The sequence below is a fragment of the Megasphaera sp. DISK 18 genome (genome assembly GCF_001682955.1).
In the GTDB taxonomy this organism is placed as follows: Bacteria; Bacillota; Negativicutes; order Veillonellales; family Megasphaeraceae; genus Megasphaera; species Megasphaera massiliensis.
Genome location: NZ_LUGJ01000001.1, coordinates 1 through 26617 on the forward strand (window position 1 = coordinate 1; position 26617 = coordinate 26617).

A 26617-nucleotide genomic window follows, 5' to 3' on the forward strand; every position below is an offset into this window, starting at 1 on the left:
TCATGCCTATTCGGCGCCAACAAAGTGAAAGCCAGCGCCTTGAGACGCTGGCTTTCAGCAACAAAGGCTTATAGCCGTCCGTCGAGCCACCCGTTTTACGGGTGGAGGCGACTATCGTCGTTTACTATCCTAAGAGATCCTGTTCCTCTGTATGGCGCTTAAACCAAGCTTGGGCATAGGTGCAGCTGGTCGCCGTCTTTTTATTGCGCTTACGGATTTCATCGGCAGCGGCTTTGACCAATTTTCCGGCAGCCCCTTGGCCGCGCAGGCTGTCATCGACGAAAGTATGGACGATGTCATAGTTGCCGTCGTCACGCTGGACAAAATCGACTTCACCGACGACCTTTCCCTGTTCATTTTCGATCCAAATCTTATGGTCACTGTATTGTAATTCCATGTTAAAACACTCCTTTCGCAAGGGATGATGAAAAACCAACCTACCAGTTCATGGTAACCTCGATGATCTGCCCGTTGCGGACCGAACGGCTGCGCCGGAAGGCTGCCATATACTCCTCGACGGGAAGGTTCGGATTTTCATAGACTAAGAGAAAATTCCGTATGAACTGGGCATGGGTAAAGACTACAATAAATTCTTCCGGGCGCCGCTTCAAAAGGGCCAGTGTCCGCTGAATGCGCTCGATGAGATTCCGATAGCTTTCGGCCCCTTCCCCATCGACGTAATCGGGATCGAGATTACGCCAATAGTCGATGACTCTGGGCCGCCGCTGGGCCGATGTCGTCCCGACACAAGTGGCCGGCGCCAAATAGACAAATTCATGAACGACATCCCAAATCCCCGTGGCCACATCGGGAAATCGGCCTATGGTATACATGGCCGTCTGCTGTGCCCGAAGATACGGTGAGGTCACGATGAGATCCGGCTGTTTCGGTATTTGCAGGGCCAGGGCCTGAGCCTGTTTCAGTCCCAATTCGGACAGAGGAATACTTTTGTGATCGTCCGTCGCTTCACCGGCATTGGCAATGCTCTCGCCATGGCGGATGAGCCATATCCTCTTCATAGTAACCACCTGCTTTCTGTTTCATTGTATCACAAACTGTGCGTTCTTTGGAAGGAAAAAGGAGCCCCATACAAAACGAAGGCTGCCGGAGCAGCCTTCGCCTTGGGGTATGTATATGGTTTTGAGCGTGAATCTATAGACTGAGCAAATCTATAGTCGTGCAAACATTATTTATCGGCCAATTCTTTGTATACTTCGTATTTCTTAGCAGCAAATTCTTCGGCCTTGGCAAAGAGTTCTTCGGCAATTTCCGGGAAGGTACGCGTAAGGGCTGCGTATCTCGTTTCGCCGAGGAGGTAATCGCGGAAGGACTGGGTCGGTTCCTTGGAATCGAGGATGAACGGATTCTTTCCTTCTTCCTTGAGGAGCGGGTTGTAGCGGTAGAGGTGCCAGTAACCGGCTTCTACGGCGCGTTTCATTTCGTTCTGTGCGTTACCCATGCCGCCCTTGATGCCGTGGTTGATGCAAGGTGCGTAAGCGATGACGATGGACGGACCGTTGTAAGCTTCAGCTTCTTTCACAGCTTTGATGAGCTGGTTGGCATCAGCGCCGAGAGCGACCTGAGCGATATAGATATGGCCATAGGTCATGAGCAGACGGCCCAAATCTTTCTTGTTGAACTTACGGCCCGAAGCTGCGAACTGAGCGACAGCACCGATCGGCGTAGCCTTGGACGACTGACCGCCCGTATTGGAGTAAACTTCCGTATCGACGAGCATGATGTTGACGTTGGCATTGGTAGCCATGACGTGGTCCAAACCGCCGTAACCGATGTCATAAGCCCAGCCGTCGCCGCCGTACATCCAAATCGTCTTCTTGATGACGTGTTCTTTATGAGCCAAGATGTCTTTCTGAAGATCGGCGGCTTTGCCGGTCAATTTAGCTGCCATCAATTCTTTGAGGTACGTCCGGCTGATGCCTTCTGTAACTTCACCTTCGTTGGCAACGCCGATGGAATCGAGCCAAGCCTGGATGGCATCGTGGAGAGCGCCTTCCGTCAAGGGCAGGAGTTCTTCCGATTTCAGGATGATCGCTTCGCGCTGCTGATCCATAGAGAGGGACATACCGAGGGCAAATTCGGCGTTATCTTCAAAGACCGAGTTCGACCAAGCCGGACCGAAGCCTTCGTGGTTCGTCGTGTACGGAATGCTCGGCATAGCAGAGCCCCAAGCCTGGGTACAACCCGTTGCATTGGCAACGATCATGCGCGATCCGAAGAGCTGCGTTAAAAGCTTCATGTAAGACGTTTCGGTACAGCCGGCGCAGGCACCATTGAACTCGAGGAGCGGCTGGTTGAACTGGCTGCCTTTAACGGAGAATTTATCGAGACCCGTTTCTTTTACCGACAAGGTAAGGGCATAGTCAAAGTTTTCACTTTCATGACGCTGGGTATCGAGGGGTTTCATGGTCAGAGCCTTAGCCGGACAAGCGTTTGCACAGGCGCTGCAGCTATAGCAGTCGAGAGGTGAAACCTGAATGCGGAATTCATAATCTTCGAGGCCTTTGCCGATGGCTTTTTTGGTCTTGAAGCTTTCCGGGCTGTTGGCTTTTTCTTCAGCCGTCAAGAGGTACGGACGGATGACAGCATGCGGGCAGACCAGGGCGCAGCGGTTACACTGAACGCACTTGTCGACATCCCATTCAGGAACCTTGGAAGCGACACCGCGTTTTTCGTACTGCGTCGTGCCCAGCGGATAGGAACCGTCAGCGTAAGGAACGAATTCGCTGACCGGGATCGAATCGCCAATCTGAAGGTTCGACGGTTCGACGACGTTCTTAATGAAGTCAGGAATGTTGCGCGTATCTTCGACGACCGGATCGGACGGGAGGTCTTTCCATTCTGCCGGGACTTCGACTTCGACGAGGTCAGAGATGCCACGGTCGACAGCTGCCTGGTTCATGGAGATGACCTGTTCGCCTTTGGCAAGATAGGTCTTAGCGATAGCGTCTTTCATATGTTTAACGGCATCATCGATAGGCATGATGTTAGCCAGTTTGAAGAAGGCTGCCTGGAGGACCGTATTGGTACGGTTGCTGCCGAGGCCGATTTCTTCGGCGATCTTAGTCGCATTGATGATGTAGAATTTTACGTGGTTTGCAGCCAGCTGGCGTTTAACCTTGTTGCTCAGGTGGTTGGCGACGTCCGCTTTATCCCAGTTACAGTTGAGCAGGAAGATGCCGCCTTCTTTGATTTCGCTGACGATGTCATAGGTGTCCATGTAAGCCTGTTTATGACATGCCAGGAAGTCAGCCGCTTTTACGTAGTACGTAGCCCGGATCGGTTTAGTGCCAAAGCGCAGGTGCGACTTGGTAACGCCGCCGGATTTCTTGGTATCGTATTCGAAGTAAGCCTGGACGTACATATCGGTATTATCGCCGATGATCTTGATGGAGTTCTTGTTGGCACCGACAGTACCGTCAGAACCGAAGCCCCAGAACTTGCAGCTGATTGTCCCTTCCGTATCGACGGCAATGGGGATATCCGGCATGGAGAGATGGGTTACGTCATCGATGATGCCCAAGGTGAAGTGGTTCTTCGGCTGGAGGGCTTCCATGTTGTTGAATACGGCGTTGATGGCTGCTGGCGGAACGTCTTTCGACGACAAGCCATAGCGACAGGCTAAAACGGTAACGTCCTGTTTAATGTGAGATACAGCAGCGCAAACATCTTCATAAAGCGGTTCGCCCAAGGCACCCGGTTCTTTCGTGCGGTCCATAACGGTAATCGTGCGGACCGTATCCGGCATAGCTTTCATGAAGTGTTCGAGGGAGAACGGACGATAGAGACGTACTTGGAGGAAGCCGACTTTCTTGCCGTCTTTGCTGAGTTTATCGATCGTTTCCTGAATGGCGCCGGTAACGGAACCCATAGCGACGACGACGTGTTCAGCATCGGGAGCCCCGTAGTAATCGAAGAGATGGTACGGACGGCCCGTCAGTTCACCGATCTGATCCATGTAGTCCTGAACAATGTAAGGCAGACGCTGGTACCAGAGGTTGTTAGCTTCGCGGGACTGGAAGAACATATCCGGATTGGTAACGGTACTGCGCATGACCGGATGTTCCGGGTTGAGGCCCGTGTGTTTGAAATCATAAAGTGCTTTACGGTCGATCAATTTTCCCAATTCTTCGGCCGGCAGCATCTGAATCTTTTGAATTTCGTGAGACGTCCGGAAACCGTCAAAGAAGTGCATGAACGGTACGCGGCCTTTGATCGTTGCCAAGTGAGCGACAGCTGCGAGGTCAGCACATTCCTGAACGCTGGCACTGCAGAGCATGGCCCAACCGGTGTTGCGACAGCCCATAACGTCAGAATGGTCACCGAAGATAGACATGGTGTGGGTCCCTACCGTACGAGCGGCGATGTGCAGGACGATCGGTTTCAATTCACCGGCCAGACGGTGCATGACCGGGATCATCAGCATGAGGCCCTGAGATGCCGTAAAGGAGGTACAGAGGCTGCCCGTTTCGGAAGCGCCGTGAGCGGCACCGATAGCACCGGCTTCGGACTGCATTTCAACCAACTTAACGGTCTGGCCGAATAAGTTCTTACGGCCGTTGGCTGCCCATACGTCAACGTGTTCAGCCATCGGAGACGACGGAGTGATCGGGTAAATAGTTGCGACTTCGGTAAAGTTATAGGCCACGTGTGCCGCAGCTTCGTTACCATCCAAAGTTTTTACGATTTGCTTAATCATAAAGTACACTTCCTTTTCTTAAAATGAACATAAATTTAATCCGGACTCGTATAACGTTTAACGTTTCTATGCTTTTAGTATAGTCGTTGGAGCTATAAAAGTCAAGCATAGTGTTAATGCCATTTTATCATCGATATGTGTATAGTTATACGTTTTACGTAAACACTACGTAAATAGTTGAAATGGTACGTCCACTCCGGAAGTCTGCCGCAGCAGGCATATTTATGCCAAAAGAGAGGACCTTTTGTGATAGTTGTGTCACAAAAGGTCCTCTCTCAGTGGATATTCGATTTTTCTCGCTTTACAAAGAAGTACTATTGAAGTCCATTAGTACCAACGAGTCATAGGCAGGTCGTTCTTACTGCCCTTGGTCATCAAGATCTGATGGAGATCGATGTTGCCGATGTAGAAGGAGACGGCGCAGCCGCAGAGATAGAGGTCCCACATGCGGGCAAATTCTTCGCCTCTGGCAGCGATGACTTCGTCGCGAACCTTCTGGAAGTTGTCGAACCAGCACATCAGCGTCTTGTAGTAATGACGGCGCAGGCTTTCGACGTCGATGACCTGGAAGTCATTGTCATAAGCAAGGCTTACGATTTCACGGAGCGACGGCAAGGTTCCGCCCGGGAAGATGTATTTTCTCATCCACGGGTTGCCGATGCTTTCGTCGTGGCCGCTGATGTAGTGGAGCAGGAACATGCCGCCGTCTTTTAAGAGGTGGCTGGCCGTTTCCATATATAAAGGATAATTGGAACGACCGACGTGTTCCAGCATGCCGACGCTGACGATGCGGTCATACTGGCGGCCTTCGGCAACGAGGTCGCGGTAATCGACGAGGTCGATCTGAACCTTATCCTGAAGGCCCATGGCTTCAATCCGTTCCTGGCCTTTCTTCCATTGTTCCTTACTCAACGTGCAGCCATAGCCTTTGATACCGTATTTCTTAGCGGCTTCGATGAGGAGGTAGCCCCAGCCGCAGCCGATATCGAGGAGGGTCATCCCTTCTTCAAGGGCCAGTTTTTCCAAAATATAGTGGACTTTATTGTGCTGAGCCTGTTCCAGTGTGTCGTCGTCCTTTTTAAAGTAGGCGCAAGAGTAGCTCATGGACGGATCGAGCCATTTGGCATAGAAGTCGTTGCCTAAGTCATAGTGCGACGAAACCTGCTGTTTCTGAGCCGCCTTCGATTCCGACGGATAGAGCAGGCGTTTAAAGAAGGATTTGTCCAGCGAGAACTGGCTGTTTTGCGACAAGAGGCAGCGCAGGGCCGTAAATAAATCGCCTTCGATTTCTACGTCTTTGCGCATATAGGCTTCACCGAGGGCCAGTGACGTCGAGGCCAAGAGCTCTTTCTTCGGGATGTCTTTATTGATGACAATATTGAACAAGGGCGTTCCTTCACCAATGGTATAAGTCTTATCGTGAAGTCGTACGGTAAAACAATCTCTATCGAAGCGACGTAAATAATGAACTAGAAAATTATCTAAAATATTCATAGATACTCCCCTCTCTGTTATAAAATAGTTGCTATCCGGGCGATGCCGCAGACGACGTTTTCAAGAATCATCATCGTCGTCACGGCGCCGACACCGCCCGGAACGGGCGTGATGGCTCCGGCACGAAGAGCGGCGTCATCAAAGGCGACGTCGCCTACGGTCTTACCGTCGACGCGGTTGATGCCGACGTCGATGACGACAGCACCGGGTTTTATCATATCGCCGGTGACAAGACCGGCCTTACCGGCCGCTGCTATGACAACATCGGCCCTTTGGCAGACGGCCTTGAGATCATTCGTCCGACTATGACAGACGGTCACCGTCGCATTTTGCTGCAAGCAAAGCTGGGACAAGGGTTTTCCGACGACATTACTGCGGCCGACGATAACCACTTCTTTTCCGCTCAGCGAAATATGATAATAATCGAGGATAGCCATGACAGCCTGAGGCGTGCAGGGTACAAATCCTGCCCTTCCCGTATACAGATTGGCAATGTTGGCATCAGTCAGGCCGTCGACGTCCTTTGACGGATCGATGCGATTGATGATGCACTGACTGTCAATTGATTTTGGAAGTGGCATCATCAACAGGATGCCAAAGACCATCGGGTCCTCATTGAGCCTATCGATAAGGGCTAGGAGATCCGCTTCACTAATATCGGCCGCTTCTCGATAGATAGAGGCTTTCAAACCAACAGAACGGGCTGTCCTTTGCATCGACGCCGCGTACATGGCCGACGGCGCATCATCACCGACGACGACGATAGCAAGTTCGGGATCAATCCCCATTTTCTCCCGAACGGCCTGTATCTGTTGGGCCATACGATGGCTATGAAAGGCAGCTACGTCTTTCCCCTTAAGTAATTGCATGATATTCCCCCTATTAGAATATGATGATGTATCCGGTCAGCGTTTGAAGGTGACCGTCACATCACTTCCGGATGGCGCATAGCTTCCCGGCCTCGGATCCTGCTGAACGGCACTTCCCATGCCTTTAGGAACAAATCCCAACCCGGCTTCATTGAGCCAGTCGTTGACTTCCCGCGTACTCCAACCGATAAACGACGGGATGAGGACCCCGTCTTCTGTCTGATGGACAGGCGGGATGACTCGCGGCGGCGCCGTAACCAACGGAGCCAAAGGCTTAAGTCCTGTATCGGAAGTCGGCCGCAGGCCTTTCATGCGAACGATTTCCGTCATCAAATCCTTAAAGACCGGGGCTGCAACCTGAGCCCCGTAATAGACACCGCTCGGTGCATCGACGACGATTAAAACCAGGAACTGCGGATCTTCTACAGGACCAAAGCCGATGAAGGAACCGACATACTGCCCTTCGGCATAGCCCGTGCTGTCAGCCGTCTTCTTCTGGGCTGTCCCGGTCTTACCGGCAAAGGTATATCCTTCTATTTTTGCATTTTGGCCGCCGCCGGAAGAAATTTCTTCTCCCATAAATTTACTGATGGTTTCCGCCGTTTCCGCCTTAATGGGCTGACCGACTTCAACGGGTTCTTTCTTTTCGTAAACCGATCCGTCGGGATTGTCGATTTCTTTTACAATAAAAGGCTTCATCATGTGGCCATCATTGGCAATCGCACTGAAGGCCTGGACCATTTGCAGCGGCGTGACGGCGATCCCCTGGCCAATCCCCATGGAGGCCGTATCGACGATGGACATGGTACTCGGCGAAAACAGGATACCCTCCTGTTCGCCCGGAAGTTCAATGCCCGTAATCGAACCGAAGCCGAAACGGTGAGCGTATTCGGTCAACAATTTTCCGCCGGCTTTTACAGCAATGTGGACCATACCGGTATTAATAGAGTACATAATGATTTCTCGAAGGGTGACATTTCCAAGGCCCTTCTCATCCCAGTTATGCATCGTCCGATCGGCTACCTGAATGGAACCCGTATCGTGGTAGACGTCACTGACGCTCCATTTCCCCGAATCGAGGGCCGACGCGGCCATGAGGGGCTTAAAGGTCGAGCCCGGTTCATAAACGTTGACGACGGCCCGGTTCCGATACGATTCTTTATCGCCCTTGCCATAATGATTCAAATCATAGGTCGGCCGGCTGGCCATGGCCAAAATTTCACCGGTCTTGGGATTCATGACGATGATGGCAGCCCCTTCCGGCTTGTTTCGATTCATAATGCCGTCCAATTCTTTTTCAGCCAGATACTGAATGGTACTGTCAAGGGTAAGGCTGACCGACCGTTCTTTATCGGGCAGGAATTTCTTCAAGGCCGAGTCAAAGACCGGAATGTTATTGCTGTCGGTCTGAAGGCGGAAGGTCTGCTTATTGCCACGGATTTCATCGTCGAGAATCATTTCGATACCATCGAGGCCGCGGTCATTATCGCCGACGAAGCCGATGACCTGAGCCGCCATGGAGCCGTTAGGATAAAAACGACGGTTTTCATCGCGAAAGACGAGGCCGTGCAGTTTTTCAGTCTTGATGATGTTTTCGACAGCTTCGTATTTATCGTGGTCCATCTGGCGGTCGAGCCAGACAAAGGCCGTATCTTCTTTAAGGCGCCGCAGTATTTCATCCTGAGAAATGCGAAGGTACGGTGCCAAAAGCTTCGCCACCTTTTCCGGCGGCTCATTGAGCATCGTCGGATCGGCGTAGAGCGATTTCGACATTTCGCTGATAGCCAGAACCTTGCCGTTGCGATCGAGGATCATGCCTCGCGGCGATTGAAGATTCCGTTCGGTCTCACTTTGCATCTCCGCCATGGCCATCATATCATCATGATGAAGGACTTGATGATAAAAAAGGGCGCCCAGGACAGCTGCAGAAAGGAGCATCATCAAGAAAACGCAGACGGCGATATGGAAACGGATATAGCGATTCTCTCTTTTTTCGGTATTATCCATGATTTGCATCCCCTTCATGGCGTTCCATCCAGCGCCGGGCTGCCGCCGCCAAGGCATCGGCATCGTTGACGAGATCCTTATTTTGAACCCGTTTCAACAGGATGCGCAGGCACTGACCGGTCCGGTTCCGACACAGGTCAGGAATGCGGCGGTCATAGACGAGATCCTTCGTACTGACCGGCATGGCCTCTGCCAGCATGGTCATATACTCGCCAAAGGATTCCGTCCCTTCCGTATTAGAGTCAGGCCGGCCGCAGCCGATGATATCGCCGACGGACAGCGCCGTCGCCTGGCGGATGGCTTCAGCCAATTCTTCCGTCCGGTGAAAAGGCCCTTGCAGGGCTTCGCGGCGAAGCCACTTGTCGACATCCCCTTCAGCCGTATTGGCAAAAAAGTGAAATTTCATATGGGTCTTGACCAGCCAGGCCACGCGGTCGGCAAAGGCCGGTTTCTTACGCCAGCGCAGCAAAATCTCTTTGGCCATATCGGCCCCCAGCGAATCGTGGCAGTAATCGGTATAACGGCCTTTCTTTTCACCGCGGATGCCGGGCAGGCCCTTGGCGATGTCATGAAATAAGGCGGCATAGCGAACAGTCAGATTGGGTGGCGTATGAGCCACTGTCGCCAAGGTATGCGCCCAGGCGTCAAAAAGATGGAAAGGCTTCGACTGGGGCGTATCGGGCAAGTGGCCTAATTCCGGCAGGATAGGAATCGCCGTATAAACCCCATTTTCTTTTTGACGGCACGAACAGGCCGCAAGGCCGCTGCGTACAAGAATATCCAAGCCGCGAAAAGAAGCCGGTGTCACCATCAGTCGGTCAAGTTCACTGACGACTCGCTCAAGGGACAATCCGGAAACGCGGTCAAAGGCCGACGGCATGGCAGCTACGGTTTCCTTGGAGGCCATAAAATCGAGCTGACCGGCAAAACGGCACAGGCGAAAGAGGCGCAGGGCATCTTCCTGAAAACGACGCACGGGATCGCCGACAGTAACCAGCCGTTTCTTCTTCAAATCCTTTCGGCCGCCGACATAGTCGTAAATCTCACCGCTTCTGTCCATGGCCAAGGCGTTGACGGTAAAATCGCGGCGCAGTACGTCTTCGCGAAGGGAATCGGCATACCAAACCGATTCCGGCCGATGGCTGTCAGCACCGTAAGATTCACCGCGAAAAGTAGCGACTTCAAAGGGTTGTCCCTCAAGGACGACGACGACGATGCCAAAGGCTTCGGCGTTGATTTCCGCCGTATGCCAGCCCTTTTCTTCAGCGACGCGGCGGATATCGTCAGGCCGGGCCGACGTTGCAATGTCGTAATCATGAGGCGTCCGTCCCATGAGCAGATCACGGACAGCTCCACCGACGACATACGCTTCAAACCCGGCATCTTCCAGTGCCATAAGCAGTTGATGCGCTCGTTCTTCCATCATCCCGGCCCTCCTTTCCTTTAGAAATTAATGATGTTATATTATAACACGAATAGACGGTACTGACCACTATCTGATAGCCTATCGTTATGATATAATTCACTCATAAGGTGAACATAACAGTCCGCCAGGGAACACAAAAAGGAGGTAATCTCTTGGACACTGGTTTAATACATCTATACTGCGGCGACGGCAAGGGCAAGACGACGGCCTCATTAGGGCTGGCCCTGCGCTGTGCCGGCCGCGGGGGACGCGTCCTCTTTTCCCAGTTTTTAAAAGGGCGGCCCACAGGCGAACTCACGTCCCTACAGAAAATTCCGGCCATCACCGTCCTTCGGGGCAAGGCCATCCTTAAATTCACCTTTCAAATGACCGATGACGAGAAACGAGAGACGAAAGAAGCACAAACGGCTTTATTCCATAAGGTCTGTGCCTTTTGCCGAGATCAAAAACCCGAGCTGGTCGTCTGTGACGAACTCATCGGCGCCTCAGCCCTGGGCTTGGTACCGGAGGCGGAAGTCCTCCGCTTTTTACAAGAAAAGCCCGAAAAAACCGAAGTCGTCCTGACCGGACGAAATCCCAGTCCGGCCCTCGTGGATCTCGCTGACTACGTATCCGAAATCAAAAAGATAAAGCATCCCTTCGACCGGGGCATCCCGGCCCGTGAGGGAATCGAAGAATAACCAAAAGGGGGAATCTCACGTGATCAATATCTTTGAAGCCGTAAAAGAAGAACAGGGAGAACTCATCGCCCTGCGCCGCCATTTCCACGAATATCCGGAATTATCAAAACAAGAAGACCAGACCATTGCTTATATTGCCCAAAAACTCGATGAATACGGTATCTCCTACCACATCGTCGACAAGGGCGGCCTCATCGCCTGGATTGACGGCAAGGCCCCGGGAAAGACCCTGCTCCTTCGGGCCGACGTCGATGCCCTGCCCATTACGGAGGGCGAAAAGAATCTCTCCGTCCCTCGTGTCTGCCGCTCTCACCACGACGGCGTCATGCACGCCTGCGGCCACGACGGCCACATGGCCATGCAGCTCGTCGCCGCTAAGCTCTTACACCGCTGGAAGGATCAGTGGGATGGCACGATCCTCTTCATGTTTGAACGAGGCGAAGAAGCCTCCGGCCCCCTTGAATACCTACTGCGCTACCTCGAAACAGAGAGCCCGTGGCAAGTGGACGCCTGCTATGCCACCCATGTCCGCTGGGACATTCCGGCAGGGAAAATCGCCATCTGCGACGAAGCACCCATGGCCGGCGGTTTTGGCTTTGAAATCCGCATCGACGGCCACGGCGGCCACGGCTCCCGACCGGACTTGGCCCAGAGCCCGATTGACTGCTTCCACGATATCTACGGCAATCTCCAGGCCCTTCGCATGCGCATCGTCCCGCCCAAGGAATGCCTGACCTTCTCCGTCGGCAGCCTGCACAGCGGCGATACGCTCAACGTCATCCCCAATTCCCTGACCTTTTCGGGAACGTCGCGTTTCTTCAGTTACGACAATGCCGGAAAAGCTTTTTACGAAGCCTTTCAGGACATCCTAAAAAATTCCTGCCAAACCTATGGGTGCAGCTATGAGATTCTGCACATGCCCGACCCCTTATTCGAAGTCCAAAATGATCCTACCTGCGTCGGTATCGCCCGCGAGGCCGTCAAAAAGTATCTGGGCCCCGACGTCTTAACGGACTGCCAGCCCTGGATGGCGTCGGAAACCTTTGCCCTCACGGCTCGCCTCTACCCCGGCGTCCTGATCTTTACGGGCATCGAAAATAAAGAAAAAGGCTGCGGCGCCAATCATCATACGCCGGAATTCGACCTCGATGAAGACGGCCTGCCCTACGGAGCAGCAACCTGCCTCGGTTTTGCCCTCGATTATTTAAAAGAAAAGCCGGACATTCCCTTCAAACGACCAGACGAGCCCCTTGAAAAACTCGTCGCCCGCAACATTTGACCGACACGGTCCGAGACTGAAAACAATCAGTCCCGGGCCGTATTTTTTTCAAGGAGATCCGGTACTTCGGCAAGGCTTTGACAAATATGCCAGGCCATGGCCTGCACCTCTTTATCAATTTCAACCATATCCGGAATCCAAATGGACGGAATTCCGGCCCGATGGGCTGCCAAGATGCCGTTTTCTGAATCTTCCATGACCAAGGCCGTCTCCGGCAAGACACCAAGCTTCTCACAAGCAATGAGGAAGATATCCGGATCAGGCTTTCCGTGCGGCACTTCTTCCCCACTCTGGACGACATCGAAAAAAGACGCAATTCCCTTTCGCTCCAATAAGTATTCAATCATCGACGGCGGCGACGAAGAGGCAACGGCGCAAAGGAGGCCTTCTCTTCGGGCATAGTCTAAAACCTGACAGAGACCGGGTTTAAAAGGGATGTCGTGATGTCGATAATAGTCCATCTGCAGGGCCACTTCTTCTTGGCACACCTTGTCATAAGGATAGTCCGGCCCGAAAGCCTCTTCACAAACAAAGCGGGTCCTCACATTGTCGCGACCTGCGATCTTATCATAGACCGTTCGATCCAAATCATAGCCGTACCGGGCCGATATCTCTCGCCAAAAACGGTAGAAAATGGGCTCCGTATCAAACATCGTCCCATCCATATCAAAAATTAAAGCTTTTCTTCTGTCCATACTTCCTCCCTGTGTATAATGGTCCTCATTTGCAACCATAATTCTGAACTTCCCCTTTATTATATCGAAATTAAAGGGAATTGCAATTTCCCCTTCTATAGAGGTAATAATTATTCCCATTTTCGATAATATTATGATTTTTTCGCATTTATATTATTCTCATTTGCATTTTCATTATCTCTTGTATCTTGCGTCAACTCTGCTATAATAGAGGAAATCAGAAAGTCAGGTGAATCGATATGACTGAATTTATCATCCGCCGCTTCATTAAAAACTATGAAGACACAGACAATAAAGGAGTCCGTGAACAGTACAGCATCCTCGGCGGCGTCTTAGGCATCATTTGTAATCTATTTCTCTTCGTCAGCAAATTTCTCGTCGGCATGGCCAGCAACAGTATCGGGATTTTGTCCGATGCCTTCAATAACCTGACCGACATGGGTTCCTCTTTCATTTCCATCATCAGTGCCAAACTGAGTAACCGTCCGCCCGATAAAGAACATCCCTTCGGCCACGGCCGCTTTGAATACCTGGCCTCCCTTACCATTGCCATCATCATCCTCGTCGTCGGCTATAAGCTCTGCGAAACGTCGATTGGAAAGTTCTTCGAGCCGGAAGCCATGGAATTCTCCTACTGGAGCTTAGGGATTCTCGTCATCTCCATTGCCGTCAAGGTCTGGATGTGCGTCTACAACCGTTATATCGGAAAGAAGATAAATTCCAGCGTCAATGAAGCAACCGCCGCCGACAGCATCACCGATGCCATCGCAACGACCGGCGTCTTAGTCACGACCATCGCCCAGCAGTTTACGACCCTCCCCGTCGATGCAGCGGCCGGTACAGCCATCGGTCTCATGATCATGTACGCCGGCTACGGCATTGCCAAGGACGTCATCAATATTCTCCTCGGCAAGGCGCCGGATCCGGAGCTCATCAACGGCATCGTAGAAAGCGCCTTAAAGTACCAATACGTCGTCGGCGTCCACAACATCCGCATCCACGACTACGGCCCGGGTCGGATGTTCGGCACGATTCACGCCGAAGTCCCGGACACGGCCAACCTGGCCGACGTCCACGCTGCCCTCGACGTATTGGAAGACGAATTAAAGGACCGCTACCAAATGGACCTCAACATCCACATGGATCCCTTGTGTACCGATCCCGATAAAATCGACGCCATCCGCCACGTGTTGGACCACATCGTCCACGAAAAATACCCGCGCTACCATACGGACCACCTGCGCATGACCTCCGGTAACGCCCGCTTGAACATCATCTGCGACATCCACGTCCCGCCTGACGAATACAATAAAGAAAACATCGCCCGTATCCGCCGGGAAATCAACGCCTGCATGAGAAAGTACAACGACAAGTACCGCGTCGTCTTGGCCCAGATCATCGCCGACCCGCAATAAAAAAGGTGAAGAAGGAATTCCTTCTTCACCTTTTATTTATTTAACGACTAAAGACCGTGGTTCGAGCATGGACTGCAAGGGCTGACGCAATTCTTCCGTCGTTTCGACCCAATACTGTTCGTCGGTCAGAATCGTCTTGCGGCTGCCCATGAGGTGGAAATAAACTTTGACCTGGCCCGGATGTTGTTTCAGAACCTTGCCGATACGGCCGGCAAGGTCAGTCCGTTCAAGATGGGCCGGAATCTTGATGAAGAGTTTCGTTCCCATACCGGGCTGCCAGTAGTCTCCGGCAGCTCTGGCAGAAGCCGCCGATGCGACCGGTGCCGGCTGTGCTGCCGGCGCTGCCGTTTCCTGACCGAGAGGCTGTACTTCTTCAGCTAAAATCTGGATGCTGTCGTCGTTGATATCGGCCCGGCCGCGAATAGACACGGCCATATCGACGGCGACGGACTGCTGATAGCGGCCGTAGGTCTTGGGAAAGACGACGACCGACACGGCGTGGGTAAAGTCTTCGAGGGTGATGATGGCCATCTGCTCATTACGCTTGGTCATGACCTGCTTTTTCGCCGTAATCAGACCGCCGACGCGAAGCATCTTCCCATCATACTGGCGCCCGTCTTCTCCATAGAGCAGCGACAAGGGGCTGAGCTTATCCATGATTTCTTGATACTTGCTCAAAGGGTGGCCGCTGAAATAGAAACCGTCATACTCTTTTTCCATGGCCAGCCGCATTTCAATGGGATATTCCTCGATATCGGGGTATTCGAGGTCGGTCATGACCTCTTCCGTATCGTCAAAGAGACCGATTTGGCCCGACGCATAGTCTTTTTGACTGAGGGACCCCATGGCCACAGCCTGATCGATGACGGCCATGAGCTGGGACCTTTTCTTGCCGAAGGAATCCATGGCGCCGCATTTAATCAGGCTTTCCAGGGCCCTCTTATTGACTAAGTGATAGTCGACGCGGCTGCAGAAGTCGCCGAGGGACGAAAACGGGCCGCCTTCTTCCCGGGCTTTCACGATGGCATCGATGGCGTTGCCGCCGACGCTCTTGACGCCGGACAGACCGAAGCGGATGGCTCCGTCCTGAACGGAAAACATGGAGACACTGTCATTGACATCCGGCGATAAAACCTTGACGCCGTGGCGGCGGCACTCGGCGACGTAGTAGCTGATTTTGCTGCTATCGTTGATCATACTGGTCATGGTCGCTGCCATAAACTCAGCCCGGTAATGGGCCTTGAGGTAGGCTGTCTGCCAGGCAACGTAAGCGTAGGCTGCCGAGTGGGATTTATTGAAGCCGTAGCCGGCAAAATAGACCATGAGGTCGAAAATTTTGTTGGCGACTTCATCAGAAATGTTATTCTTCCGCGTCCCTTCGAGGAAGTTAGCCCGCTGGGCGACCAGAATGGACTCTTTCTTCTTGCCCATGGCCCGACGCAGCAAGTCAGCCTGACCGAGAGAGAAGCCGCCTAAGGCCGAGGCGATCTGCATGACCTGTTCCTGATAGAGGATGACGCCGTACGTATCCTTTAAGATCGGTTCCAGCTTCGGGTGCAGGTAGGTAACCTTCTTCTGACCGTGACTACCCTTGATGAAGTCATCGACCATGCCGCTGCCCAAGGGGCCCGGGCGATACAGGGCCACGAGCGGAATCATGTCTTCAAAATGCTTCGGCGCCAGTTCCTTGACCAGGTTGGTAATCCCAGACGATTCCATCTGAAAGACACCGGCCGTATCGCCTTCGGTCAAAAGCTTACACGTTTTCGGATCGTCGAGAGGAATAGCATCGATGTCGAAATCGATGCCGTAGTTCTTATTGATCATCTTGACCGTATCACCGATGACAGTCAAGGTTCTAAGGCCGAGAAAGTCCATCTTGAGCAGTCCCAGGTCTTCGACGAGATCCTTTTCATACTGCGTCGTAAGGTCGCCTTCCTTGGAGTGCTGGACCGGCACGTAATCGTCGACGGGCGCCGCCGAAATGACGACGCCGGCAGCATGGGTCGACGAGTGGCGCACCAAGCCTTCGAGAGATTTTCCGAAGTCGACCAAACGGTGGACCGTATCGTTAGACTCGTATTCACTGCGGAACTCTTTGCTCATCTGCAGGGCCTTGTCAAGGGTCATGCCCAATTCATTAGGCACCAGTTTTACGATGCGGTTCACTTCACTTAAGGGAATGTCGAGGACGCGGCCGACGTCACGCAAAACGGCTTTGGCCGCCAAGGTCCCGAAGGTGATGATCTGCGAGACGTGGTCGATGCCGTATTTTTTCGTAACGTACTGAATGACTCGACCTCTGTTTTCATAACAGAAGTCCATATCGATATCCGGCATGGTCACTCGTTCAGGATTTAAGAATCGTTCAAAGAGGAGATTGTACTTCAAAGGGTCGAGGCCGGTAATCCCCAACAGGTAGGCGACGACCGATCCGGCTGCCGAACCGCGGCCGGGGCCGACGGGAATCTCATGGTCGCGGGCGTACTTGACGTAGTCCCAGACGATGAGGAAGTACGACGGAAAGCCCATGGTATCGATGACGCCCAGTTCGTAATCGAGGCGTTCCTTTACTTCCGGCGTAATGGGATCGTACTTTTCAGAAAGGGCCTGTTCGCAGAGCTTTCGCAGATAGGACGAGTCCGTCTCGCCTTCCGGTACGGGGAACTGCGGCAGGTGGCGGTCGTCAAAGGAGATATCGACGTTGCATTTATCGGCAATTTCCAAAGTCGTATCCAGGGCTTCGGGCATATCCGAAAAGAGGTCGGCCATTTCATCGCCGCTCTTCATATAAAATTCATTATTATAAAATCGGAAATGAGACGGGTCATCGAGGGTGCTGCCCGTCGAGATGCAGAGCTTGATTTCCTGAGCCGGCGCATCGGCCTGATCGATATAATGGTAGTCGTTGGTCGCCACCAATTTCAGGCCAAATTCCTGTGACCAGCGCTTAAAGACGGTACGAACCGTCTTTTCTTCAGGAATGCCGTGATTCTGGACTTCTAAATAAAAATCTTCTTTGCCAAAAATCGATACCAGTCGTTCCAAAGAGCGCCGAGCCCCTTGCTCGTTATGGTTGAGGATATCCTGCGGGACCTGACCTTCGATGCAGGCCGTCGTCGCAATGAGGCCTTCGTGGTACTGCTCGAGCAAATCGAAGTCGACTCGCGGCTTGTGATAGTTGTTTTCCCCGTCGACAAAACCTTTGGACACAATCTTGATAAGGTTGTGATACCCCTGATTGTTTTTGGCCAGCAACACCAGGTGGCAGAGCCGTTCCTTGGTCTTTTTCTCGAAACGGCTGCCGCGGGTCATATAGACTTCACAGCCGATGATGGGCTTGATGCCCTGGGCTTTCGCCTCCCGGTACAGATAGATGACGCCGTACATATTGCCGTGATCGGTAATGGCCACAGCGGGCATATCGAGTTCTTTCGCTCGCGATACCATGTCGGGAATCTTGCACAACCCGTCGAATAAACTGTACTGCGTATGAACGTGTAAATGAACAAAAGGCCGCATCCCCAAAATCCTCCCTTATCCTACTCGGTCAAAATAGCCTGTTGCTAGTGATTTATCATTATATCATATTCCGGCCTTGATATACAGACGGACGCCAAAAAAGAGACCGTCGGCAAACGGTCTCCTTCATACAAACCTCAGAAAAAGTCATCGTCATGCCGTTCCTCATAAGGATCGGCATAGTAGCTGTCATCGTCCGGTGCATCCCAGTTGCCGTCATAGTCCCGTTCTTCCCGGCTCCGGTGATGGCCATGGATTTCATGGTAGATCATCGACGCCGTAAAGGCTGCCATGAAGGCTTCATCGGTCCCCGTATCCGGATGGTCGTCTTTCGGCACTGACGGCCGTTCATGAAGGGCCTTTAAAGCCTTGTTCTTTTTTTCAGCTTCAGCCTTTTGTTCGGCTTCGGCCTTTTTCTTCATCCCCGGCAAGAGAGCCAAATACAGGGCGACCAGGGTCAGGGCCGCCGCACCGATGGCATACATCGGTTCCGTAATATTGAAGATCCAGATATACAGTTTCGTCAACCCCAGCATGATGACGAACAGCGTAATAAATACAGAAAAGGGCATAATCCCATCTCCCATCCGATTCGCACTCTTTTTTCTATTATAACACGATTCGATATGGACCGGCAGATTTCTTACCTGATTTCGAGGGGAACTTCCCTTTTTCTGGTACAAACTTATATTTTTATGATAAAATAAGAACACATCTATATAATTTATCGTGAAAGGGGATTCTTATTTCATGCTCCATCAAGTTTCTGTCTTCGCTGAAAACAACAAGGGCACCCTGCGCAAGATGACCTCCATTTTGGCCGATGCCAATATCAACATCTACACCATGCTGGCCAATGACAGCGCCGAATTCGGCATCATCCGCCTCATCGTTACCGATCCGGAACTGGCCGTCCAAGAGCTGAAAAAAGCCGGTTACCAGTGCCATATGGACCGCGTCGTCGCCGTCGAAATGGGCGATACGCCGGGCTGCCTGGATAAAATTCTCGACCATCTCTGCCAGGCCAACATCGCCATCGACTACTTGTACATTTCTTACAACCGCCAGACGGCAACGCCGGTAGCCATCTTCAAGACCCGGGAAATGGAAACGGAAACCTTCCTGCGAGGCAAAGGCTATCGTCTCCTCGATACATTCTAAAAAAAAGTCATCCATGAGGATGACTTTTTTTGTTGGGAATACAGATTCTATAATACGTCGGCCATGTCGTAAATGAGGCGTTCCGTCTTTTCCCAACCGAGACAAGGGTCAGTAATCGACTTGCCGTATACGCCGTCACTGATTTTCTGGCAGCCGTCTTCGAGATAGCTTTCGATCATAAGGCCTTTTACGAGGTCTTTGATATCGGCAGCATGGCGACGACTCTGAAGGACGTCTTTGGCAATGCGTATCTGTTCGAGATACCGTTTTCCCGAATTGGCATGGTTGGCATCGACGATGACGGCCGGATGGGAGAGGTCCCGTTTTCCGTAGGCTTCATATAGGCGCTGAAGGTTTTCGTAATGATAGTTTGGAAGACTATTGCCAAAGCTGTCGACGTAGCCCCGAAGAATGGCGTGAGCCATGGGGTTTCCGGTCGTCCGGACTTCCCAGCCGCGGAAAAGAAAATTTTGGGAATGCTGAGCAGCTTCAATCGAGTTGAGCATGACTGAAATGTCGCCGGACGTGGGATTTTTCATGCCGACAGGAATGCCGACACCGCTGGCAATCATGCGGTGAACTTGGTCTTCCACGGAGCGGGCGCCAACGGCAGCATAGGACAAAAGGTCCGATAAGTAGCGGAAAATTTCCGGATAGAGGATTTCTTCGGCACAGGTAAAGCCCGTTTCCCGGACGACCCGTACGTTGAGTTCGCGGATAGCCATGATGCCGCCCAGCATGTCTTCCTTCCCTTCCGGATCAGGCTGGTGGAGCATCCCCTTGTAGCCGACGCCGATGGTCCGCGGCTTGCTGGTATAAACGCGGGGAATGATGAAGATTTTGTCTTTCACCTGGTCCTGTACCTTGACCAGGCGATGGATGTAATCGAGAACAGCCTTTTCATTATCGGCAGAACAAGGACCGATGATGAGCAGGAATCGATCATCCTTCCCGGCAAGGATATTTCGGATGACCTCATCACGCCGCCTTTTAACAGCCTTTGAGCCGTCATCCATAGGGAATTGTTCCATCAATTCCTGCGGTTCCGGCAGTTTCCGAATATATTCCATTTGCATTTCCATAGTCTTCCCCCCTGAGTAAAATTCGTCACGTCCTCATTATAGCACAGATACTGCCGTTGTCGGACAAAAGATTATCCCAGACGGACCGTAAAGGTAATCCGATCTCCCTTATAGGTCGCAAATATCTTTCCGCCCATCAATTTGGTCAATTCCTCAGCCATGGACAAGCCGATACCGTAGCCGGCCTTTTGGCTGTTGTGGGACACGTCGCCGCGGTAGAACCGCTCGAAGAAGCGAGAATAGTCGACATTGGCCCCGTCGACATAGGTATTGGACACGTCGAGGACGACGCCATTTCCCAGCCGTGACCGGCGCAGGGCCACTTCGATACTGCCGCCGTCGTCACAGTATTTGACGGCGTTGTCGACGAGGATATTGACCAATTCATACAGGCATTTACTGTCGCCTTTGAGTCTGACATTGTCGGTAATAGCCGTAGTCAGCGTCTTTTCAGCGTCAATAGCCAGCTGCTGGAAGGAGTCCGACACGGTTTTGACCGTATCCGAGAAGTTGACGTCGGTAATGACTAGATCCACTTGCGACCGTTCGCCCATTTTGGACAACAGGATCAAATCTTGAATGAGATTCGACAGACGGCGGACCTGCTTTAAGATACTGTCCGTCCACTGACTTTGGCCGTTCAGCATCTCAATGGCTTCAGCATTGGCGGAAATGATGGCAATGGGCGTCTTCAGCTCATGGCCGGCATTGGTAATGAACCGCTTCTGATTCTCCATATTCTGGACAAAGGGCCGTATGGCTATGTTGCAGAGGGCGGCCAAAATGAGGATGTAGACGACGACGCAGCCGAAGCCGAACCAGGCCGAGTAGCGCATAAAGGACGTAACGGCCGCCGCATCGCGGGTGGCGTCCATGATGACGATGAGGAAACTGCCGTCGTCATTGGGTTTTATCATATAGGCGTAGGTCGCCCGTCCCTTTTTGAAAAATCCCTGTTTCTGCCCGGTCTCGCGCGACTCTTCGACGGTCGTTCGAGCGTATTCGATGGCTTCCGGCTGAGAAAAAGCTGCAATGTGCTGGATGTCGATGTGTTCGGCATAACCGTTGCCGTTGACGAGGACGCTGAAGAAACGGATTTGATAGGCAAATTCCGGCGTCTCTTCGGTCCACGACGGATCGCTGAAGAAACTGCTGTCGTCACCGCCGATTTTCTGAGGCACAGCGCCGTCATTATGGATGATATAGGTCAAAACGGACATGACCTGGGCGTTCATGCGCATATAGGCAATGGCGTTGATGAGTCCTAAGGCCCCGCCGACGACGACCAGGACGCCGATGACGGCCATGATGAGAAATTTGCGGCGCAAGCGCTTGATCATGTTCATAAGCCTATTTCCTTTCTTTTACCGAGAGCAAGTAGGTCTGGCCTCTTTCGCCGACGATTTCGATGTCGGCCTGGATGGCTTCCAGTTTTTCCCGTAAATAGGAGACGTACATAAAGACGATGCCGTCGTCGACGTCACCTTCATCGCCCCAGACGTTGTCGAAAATTTGCTCCGTCGATAAGGGTTTGCCGACGTTGGCCATGAAAAACTTCATTAACTTCGTTTCTCGATTAGCCAAGCGAATGGAGCTGCAGCAGACCATTTCCTGTTCATCCACGTCGAGCTTAACGGCTCCGACGTGGAGCTTCGCCGGCGTAAAGGACTGGGATCGCCGCGTCAACGAGCGCAGGCGGGCCAGGAGTTCTCCCATAGCAAAAGGTTTGGTCAGGTAGTCGTCGGCGCCGGCGTCGAGGCCGGTAATACGGTCATCGACTTCGGCCTTAGCCGTCAACATGAGGACCGGCGTCATGTCCCCTTTTTCCCGGATTTCCTGCAGGGCCTGAACGCCGTCTTTTTTCGGCATCATGATGTCGAGAATCATACAGTCATAGGACTGGACCAAGGCCTTATCGACGGCTGCCTGGCCGTCATAGACGGCATCGACTTCATAGCCCGAATGAGTCAAAATCGCGGCCAGGGCCGCGGACATTTCTTTTTCATCTTCCGCTAAGAGAAGGCGCATCTTCATTCCCCCTTATTCTTGTGCATGGATCAAATTGCGGATGGTCTGCATGGACACGTCACACGACGCCAGTTCATCGGCACAACGCTTCAATTCCCGGACGATGAGCTGAGGATTTTTGATATCCTGCTTGTACTTCATCTGGTGTTCCAGGCTGGCCCAAGAATCCATGGCAATGGTCCTAAGCTGGACTTCGGCGTAAAAGCGGCCCGGATTAGCGCCGGTTACATCTTCATAGGGCGCCTGCAGTTCTAAAATCAGATGATAACTGCGATAACCGTTGGGCTTGACGTTGCGGATATAATCTTTTTCTTCGACGACGCGAATGTCGGGCTGACTCTTCAAAAAATCAATGGCTCGATAAATATCGTCGAGAAAACAACAGACGATGCGGATGCCGATGGCATCGTATATATGGTGGAGCGCCGACTGTGCTGTCTGGGGCAGCCCTTTGCGGTCGCACTTTTCCCGCATGCTGGCCTCGCCCTTCAGGCGGTAGATCAAATGCTCGTAAGCGGCTTCACCGGTCTTTTTCTTGGTATCGCTGCTATAGGCCCGGATACGGCCGATAAGGTCCTGCATTACGGACTCGAGAGCCGGTTCATATGCACCATAAATGGATGTGCTGTCCATAAAATCACCTCATTCACTAACTAGTACGAGTATTATACCATAAAAAAGGACGGTGCCGCACACGGGCACCATCCTTTTTAGATACTGTTTAAATTCTTTTATGAAAGTTTATACAATCGTTTCGCAACGATCTTCATTCTGTCTTATTGGTCAGATAGTATGAAATACGGCTCAGGCCGATGGACAAATCTTCTCGAAAGACGAAAATCCCGTCAGGAACGGTCAATCTGAGCGGTGCGAAAGACAAAATACCGCGGATACCGGCATCGACCATTTGATCTGCCACCTGCTGAGCAACAGCTGCCGGCGTCGTAATGATGCCGATCTGGATGCCTTCGCGGCGGATGACGTCCCCCATTTCAGAAATCGGCGTGACTTCGACACCGCCGACGTTTTGGCCGATAATGCGATGGTCCACATCGAAGAGGCCCGTCGTCCGGAAACCCAGACGACCGAAGGTCTTATAGTTCGCCAAGGCCCAGCCCAGATGGCCGATGCCGGCGATGCCGACTTTCCAATGCTGCTGCAAACCGATGATTTCCACGATCTGTTGACACAATTCACTGACATAATAACCGACGCCTTTTTTTCCAAAAGCACCAAAGCAGGTAAGGTCCTTGCGAATCTGTTCCGGTGTGATGCCTAAGCGTTCCCCTAATTTTTCGGATGAGATGATATCGATTCCCGCATCTTGCAGTAATAGCAAGTCCCTGTAGTACAGCGGCAACCGTTCGATGACAGCATCCGATATTGCCTTTTTCTGTCTCATGGATAGTAACCCTCCAACTATGTCCCCAGCTATTCCCTATAGCTATAAGCAATCTTGTCTAGTGATAATAGTCACATGCCTATTATATATCATTGTGAATTATTTCGCAAACTGTTTTTATTACTTTTTTCACATAGTTCCCCGAACATATTGGCGAAGAGGGCACTCATCAGCCAAAAAGTCAGCGATATTTGCGTGCTGAACAAATCGTAATCACTGATACCGCTGATGGAAAGCGACAGGACGGACGCCGCCAAGGTCATGGAAAGGGACCGGTCAAAAGTCCGAACGTGATGATCTTTTACGTAACGAATAGCGTACCAAGCATTTCCGAAGAAAAACCACAGGCCGAAAAAGGTACCGACCAGCCCCGTTTCCGCCAAGAAATTGAGATACATATTATGGGCGTGGAAGATGACGATGCCCGCTTCCTGTATCAGTTCATTGTACACGGGATAAACGTGTTTAAAAGCCCCCCAACCGATGCCGAACAGCGGATGGTCGAGAAACATAGCAATGGCCGCTTCCCACATATCCATACGCATGGCAACAGACGTATCGGCTTCACTGTGGCTAAAAATCGATAAGAGCCGGTCGGCGACACCGCCATGATAAAAGGCACCGATCAAAGGCGCTGCCAAAAAGAGGAACCATACCCTCTTGTCCCAAAAAAGGCCAAAGAAAAAGACCAAGGCGCCGACACTGAGCCAGGCCCCGCGGGAGTAGGTCAAAACCAGGCAAAGGGTCAGGATGGCCAGGAGCACCAAGTACATGACCCGGTGCCAGTAATGGCGGGTGCAGATCATCATCGATGCTGAAGCGCTCATGACGATCAACAGGAAGGCCGACAGCAAGTTGGGGTTGTACAGCGTCGAATACATGCGGCGGCGCAGGAGCGGAAAAGCCGCCTCGTCGACCCATTCGGCGTTATTCAGGACCAGCATGTGAGCATACTGATACAGGCCGTACAAGGCGACGGCAAAGGCACTGAACAAGAGGGCCGAAAAGAGCATCCTCCGTTCCCACGAACGGTGCACAAAGACCAAGATGCCGTAATAAAGTAGGATATACTGCAGAACCGTAAAGATGTAGAATGCCGTTCCCATGAAAAAATGGGGCGAGCCGATGAGCGACAAAAAAGCGGCGACGGCAAACCCGACGGCAGGCATGGAAAGAGGCCCCTTTCGAAGAGGCAGGCGCGGGTACCGCATCATATAATAAAGACCGAGAAGCAAGGCCACGACGAAAAAGCCCTCCATCACAAAAAGATTTAAGGGCATAAAAAAAACAGTCCCGGCCAGGGCATAGACGACGCGCAGCCGTGCCCGCTCAGCAGGCGTACTGCCGGTTCGTATCATCCACTTCATATAGGTTCGCTCCTCCGTAAATATATGTTTTATTTTATCATAAGGTCCACTCCGACGCAACGAAAAAGGAGTGCCCCCCACGGAGACACTCCCTTTCTATATTCGGCCGACCGGTCTGAAAAACGATCGGCAGCGCCTTTTTTAAAGCAGACGAGATGGCTTAGAACAGCTGATACCGTTCCCGAAGGTACGCCCGTACCTCTCCCTGGATATAGAGGGATCCGACGATGCACAGGACTTGCCCCTGCTTTACGGCAGCAAAGGCCTTATCGAGCCCTTCGGCAAGACTTTCGGCCCAGTCGGCCTTGCAAGGCACAAGTTCTGCCATCTCCTTCGGATCCGATGTCCGCGGCGTCGGTGCCGGTGCACAGACGACGTAGTCATCTTCGTGAAAGAGTTCCCGTACCATTTGGCTGTAATCCTTGTCGGCTAAGACCGAAAACAGGAAGACCCGCTTGCGGTCTCCAAAGACGTCTTCATAGGTCTTGCAGAAGGTCGTAATGCCGGCCGGATTATGGGCGCCGTCGAGGACGACATCCGTGTTGCCGGCCTTAAAGACTTGGAATCGACCGGGCCACTCGACATGGCGGATACCATTTTCAAGGGCCGTCCGAGTCAGCTTTTTCTCATGGCGGGCCAAGAGGAGCAAGGTCATGACGGCGGCGGCACAGTTGATCCGCTGGTGTTTCCCCAATAAGGGCAGGACCGTCGTAATGGCAAAGCCGAATTTTTCCCGGACGGTCACCATCTGGCCTGTCGCCGGGTCTTCGGGACCGGCATTGCCGACGACGTCGAAGCTGTGATCAAGGGCATAAAGCCGGCTATGCATGGCATAGGCCTTGCGGGCGATGACCGATAGTGCCGGCTCTTCGGCCGTCGTGACGACGGGCACCCCTTCTTTAATGATGCCCGCCTTCTGCTCGGCAATGGCTTCAATCGTATTGCCGCAGTATTTCATGTGGTCCATAGCCACGTTGGTGATGACCGACACGGCCGGAACGATGACGTTCGTCGAATCGAGGAGTCCCCCCAGTCCGACTTCGATGACGGCATAGTCGACGCCGATGCTGGCAAAATACCAGAAGGCGGCCGCCGTAATGAGTTCGAATTCTGTCGGCCCTTCCCCGCCGTCGGCTACCATGGCCGTCACGGCGTCTTTGACGACGGCTACGGCAGCAGCAAAGTCATCCTCAGAAATGTCGTGATGGTCGATGTGTATCCGTTCCGTATAGGACTCCAAGTGAGGCGACGTGTAGCGACCGGTCTTAAAACCCGCTTCCGTGAGGGCCGATGCGATCATGGCCGTCACCGATCCCTTGCCGTTGGTACCGGTAACGTGGATGGTCTTATATTTGTTTTGGGGATTCCCCAGGCGTTCCAAGAGATTTTGGATGCGCCCGAGTCCCAACTGGATGCCAAAGACATTGGCAGCTTCTAAATAGTGTATTGCTTCTTCGTATGTCATGAGAGCCT

At 52.4% G+C, this 26617-nt stretch carries 21 protein-coding genes; 4 read left to right on the plus strand and 17 right to left on the minus strand.

Annotated elements, in window-relative coordinates; all coding sequences use genetic code 11:
• Positions 1-124: 124 nt before the first annotated feature.
• The 7 genes from A0U42_RS00005 to A0U42_RS00035 form a co-directional block, all read right to left on the minus strand.
• Positions 125-436 carry a GNAT family N-acetyltransferase gene (locus A0U42_RS00005; protein WP_255304061.1) on the minus strand — a complete coding sequence of 104 codons (312 nt, stop codon included), beginning with the start codon at positions 434-436 and terminating at the stop codon, positions 125-127.
• A 1-nt stretch (position 437) separates the two neighbouring features.
• Positions 438-1019 carry a histidine phosphatase family protein gene (locus tag A0U42_RS00010; RefSeq protein ID WP_065359397.1) on the minus strand — a complete coding sequence of 194 codons (582 nt, stop codon included), beginning with the start codon at positions 1017-1019 and terminating at the stop codon, positions 438-440.
• 167 nt (positions 1020-1186) lie between these two features.
• A complete protein-coding gene (gene nifJ, locus A0U42_RS00015; RefSeq protein ID WP_065359398.1) occupies positions 1187-4717 on the minus strand; it encodes a pyruvate:ferredoxin (flavodoxin) oxidoreductase in 3531 nt (1176 codons plus the stop codon).
• 327 nt (positions 4718-5044) lie between these two features.
• On the minus strand, positions 5045-6211 hold the full coding sequence (locus A0U42_RS00020) for a class I SAM-dependent methyltransferase (protein ID WP_065359399.1): 1167 nt from the start codon (positions 6209-6211) through the stop codon (positions 5045-5047).
• A gap of 17 nt (positions 6212-6228) precedes the next feature.
• Entirely contained in the window at positions 6229-7080 is an 852-nt protein-coding gene (locus A0U42_RS00025; RefSeq protein ID WP_065359400.1) for a bifunctional 5,10-methylenetetrahydrofolate dehydrogenase/5,10-methenyltetrahydrofolate cyclohydrolase, read from the minus strand.
• 36 nt (positions 7081-7116) lie between these two features.
• Positions 7117-9087, minus strand: a complete 1971-nt coding sequence (locus tag A0U42_RS00030; protein WP_255304062.1) for a penicillin-binding protein — start codon at positions 9085-9087, stop codon at positions 7117-7119.
• On the minus strand, positions 9080-10510 hold the full coding sequence (locus tag A0U42_RS00035) for a CCA tRNA nucleotidyltransferase (RefSeq protein ID WP_065359467.1): 1431 nt from the start codon (positions 10508-10510) through the stop codon (positions 9080-9082). The genes A0U42_RS00030 and A0U42_RS00035 overlap by 8 nt, the downstream gene beginning before the upstream one ends.
• A gap of 155 nt (positions 10511-10665) precedes the next feature.
• Between A0U42_RS00035 and A0U42_RS00040 the strand changes: the two genes are divergently transcribed.
• On the plus strand, positions 10666-11193 hold the full coding sequence (locus A0U42_RS00040; protein WP_065359401.1) for a cob(I)yrinic acid a,c-diamide adenosyltransferase: 528 nt from the start codon (positions 10666-10668) through the stop codon (positions 11191-11193).
• Between the two features lie 19 nt (positions 11194-11212).
• Positions 11213-12472, plus strand: a complete 1260-nt coding sequence (locus A0U42_RS00045; protein WP_065359402.1) for a M20 family metallopeptidase — start codon at positions 11213-11215, stop codon at positions 12470-12472.
• A 26-nt stretch (positions 12473-12498) separates the two neighbouring features.
• Here the strand turns inward: A0U42_RS00045 and A0U42_RS00050 are convergent, their stop codons facing one another.
• Entirely contained in the window at positions 12499-13167 is a 669-nt protein-coding gene (locus A0U42_RS00050) for an HAD family phosphatase (protein ID WP_065359403.1), read from the minus strand.
• A gap of 239 nt (positions 13168-13406) precedes the next feature.
• Here A0U42_RS00050 and A0U42_RS00055 point away from each other — a divergent pair, with 239 nt between their 5' ends.
• Positions 13407-14582 carry a cation diffusion facilitator family transporter gene (locus A0U42_RS00055; protein ID WP_065359404.1) on the plus strand — a complete coding sequence of 392 codons (1176 nt, stop codon included), beginning with the start codon at positions 13407-13409 and terminating at the stop codon, positions 14580-14582.
• Positions 14583-14618: 36 nt separating this feature from the next.
• Here A0U42_RS00055 and A0U42_RS00060 read toward each other — a convergent pair whose 3' ends face one another.
• On the minus strand, positions 14619-18104 hold the full coding sequence (locus tag A0U42_RS00060) for a DNA polymerase III subunit alpha (RefSeq protein WP_065359405.1): 3486 nt from the start codon (positions 18102-18104) through the stop codon (positions 14619-14621).
• 137 nt (positions 18105-18241) lie between these two features.
• The gene (locus A0U42_RS00065; protein ID WP_065359406.1) at positions 18242-18676 is read right to left on the minus strand and encodes a hypothetical protein; all 435 of its coding nucleotides are present in this window, start codon (positions 18674-18676) and stop codon (positions 18242-18244) included.
• A 178-nt stretch (positions 18677-18854) separates the two neighbouring features.
• On the opposite strand from A0U42_RS00065, the gene A0U42_RS00070 reads away from it, so the two are divergent.
• The gene (locus A0U42_RS00070) at positions 18855-19265 is read left to right on the plus strand and encodes an amino acid-binding protein (RefSeq protein WP_065359407.1); all 411 of its coding nucleotides are present in this window, start codon (positions 18855-18857) and stop codon (positions 19263-19265) included.
• A 47-nt stretch (positions 19266-19312) separates the two neighbouring features.
• Here A0U42_RS00070 and A0U42_RS00075 read toward each other — a convergent pair whose 3' ends face one another.
• The 7 genes from A0U42_RS00075 to A0U42_RS00105 form a co-directional block, all read right to left on the minus strand.
• A complete protein-coding gene (locus A0U42_RS00075) occupies positions 19313-20341 on the minus strand; it encodes a 3-deoxy-7-phosphoheptulonate synthase (protein ID WP_369690861.1) in 1029 nt (342 codons plus the stop codon).
• A gap of 77 nt (positions 20342-20418) precedes the next feature.
• On the minus strand, positions 20419-21693 hold the full coding sequence (locus A0U42_RS00080; RefSeq protein WP_065359409.1) for a HAMP domain-containing sensor histidine kinase: 1275 nt from the start codon (positions 21691-21693) through the stop codon (positions 20419-20421).
• Positions 21694-21697: 4 nt separating this feature from the next.
• A complete protein-coding gene (locus A0U42_RS00085) occupies positions 21698-22375 on the minus strand; it encodes a response regulator transcription factor (RefSeq protein ID WP_065359410.1) in 678 nt (225 codons plus the stop codon).
• Between the two features lie 12 nt (positions 22376-22387).
• Entirely contained in the window at positions 22388-23008 is a 621-nt protein-coding gene (locus A0U42_RS00090; protein ID WP_065359411.1) for a GTP pyrophosphokinase family protein, read from the minus strand.
• A 133-nt stretch (positions 23009-23141) separates the two neighbouring features.
• Positions 23142-23777: a redox-sensing transcriptional repressor Rex gene (locus A0U42_RS00095; RefSeq protein WP_044504479.1), complete on the minus strand. Its 636-nt coding sequence runs from the start codon at positions 23775-23777 to the stop codon at positions 23142-23144.
• 89 nt (positions 23778-23866) lie between these two features.
• Positions 23867-25144, minus strand: coding sequence for an O-antigen ligase (locus tag A0U42_RS00100; protein ID WP_065359412.1), 1278 nt, complete (start codon positions 25142-25144; stop codon positions 23867-23869).
• Positions 25145-25304: 160 nt separating this feature from the next.
• Positions 25305-26609 carry a folylpolyglutamate synthase/dihydrofolate synthase family protein gene (locus A0U42_RS00105; RefSeq protein WP_065359413.1) on the minus strand — a complete coding sequence of 435 codons (1305 nt, stop codon included), beginning with the start codon at positions 26607-26609 and terminating at the stop codon, positions 25305-25307.
• Positions 26610-26617: the final 8 nt, after the last annotated feature.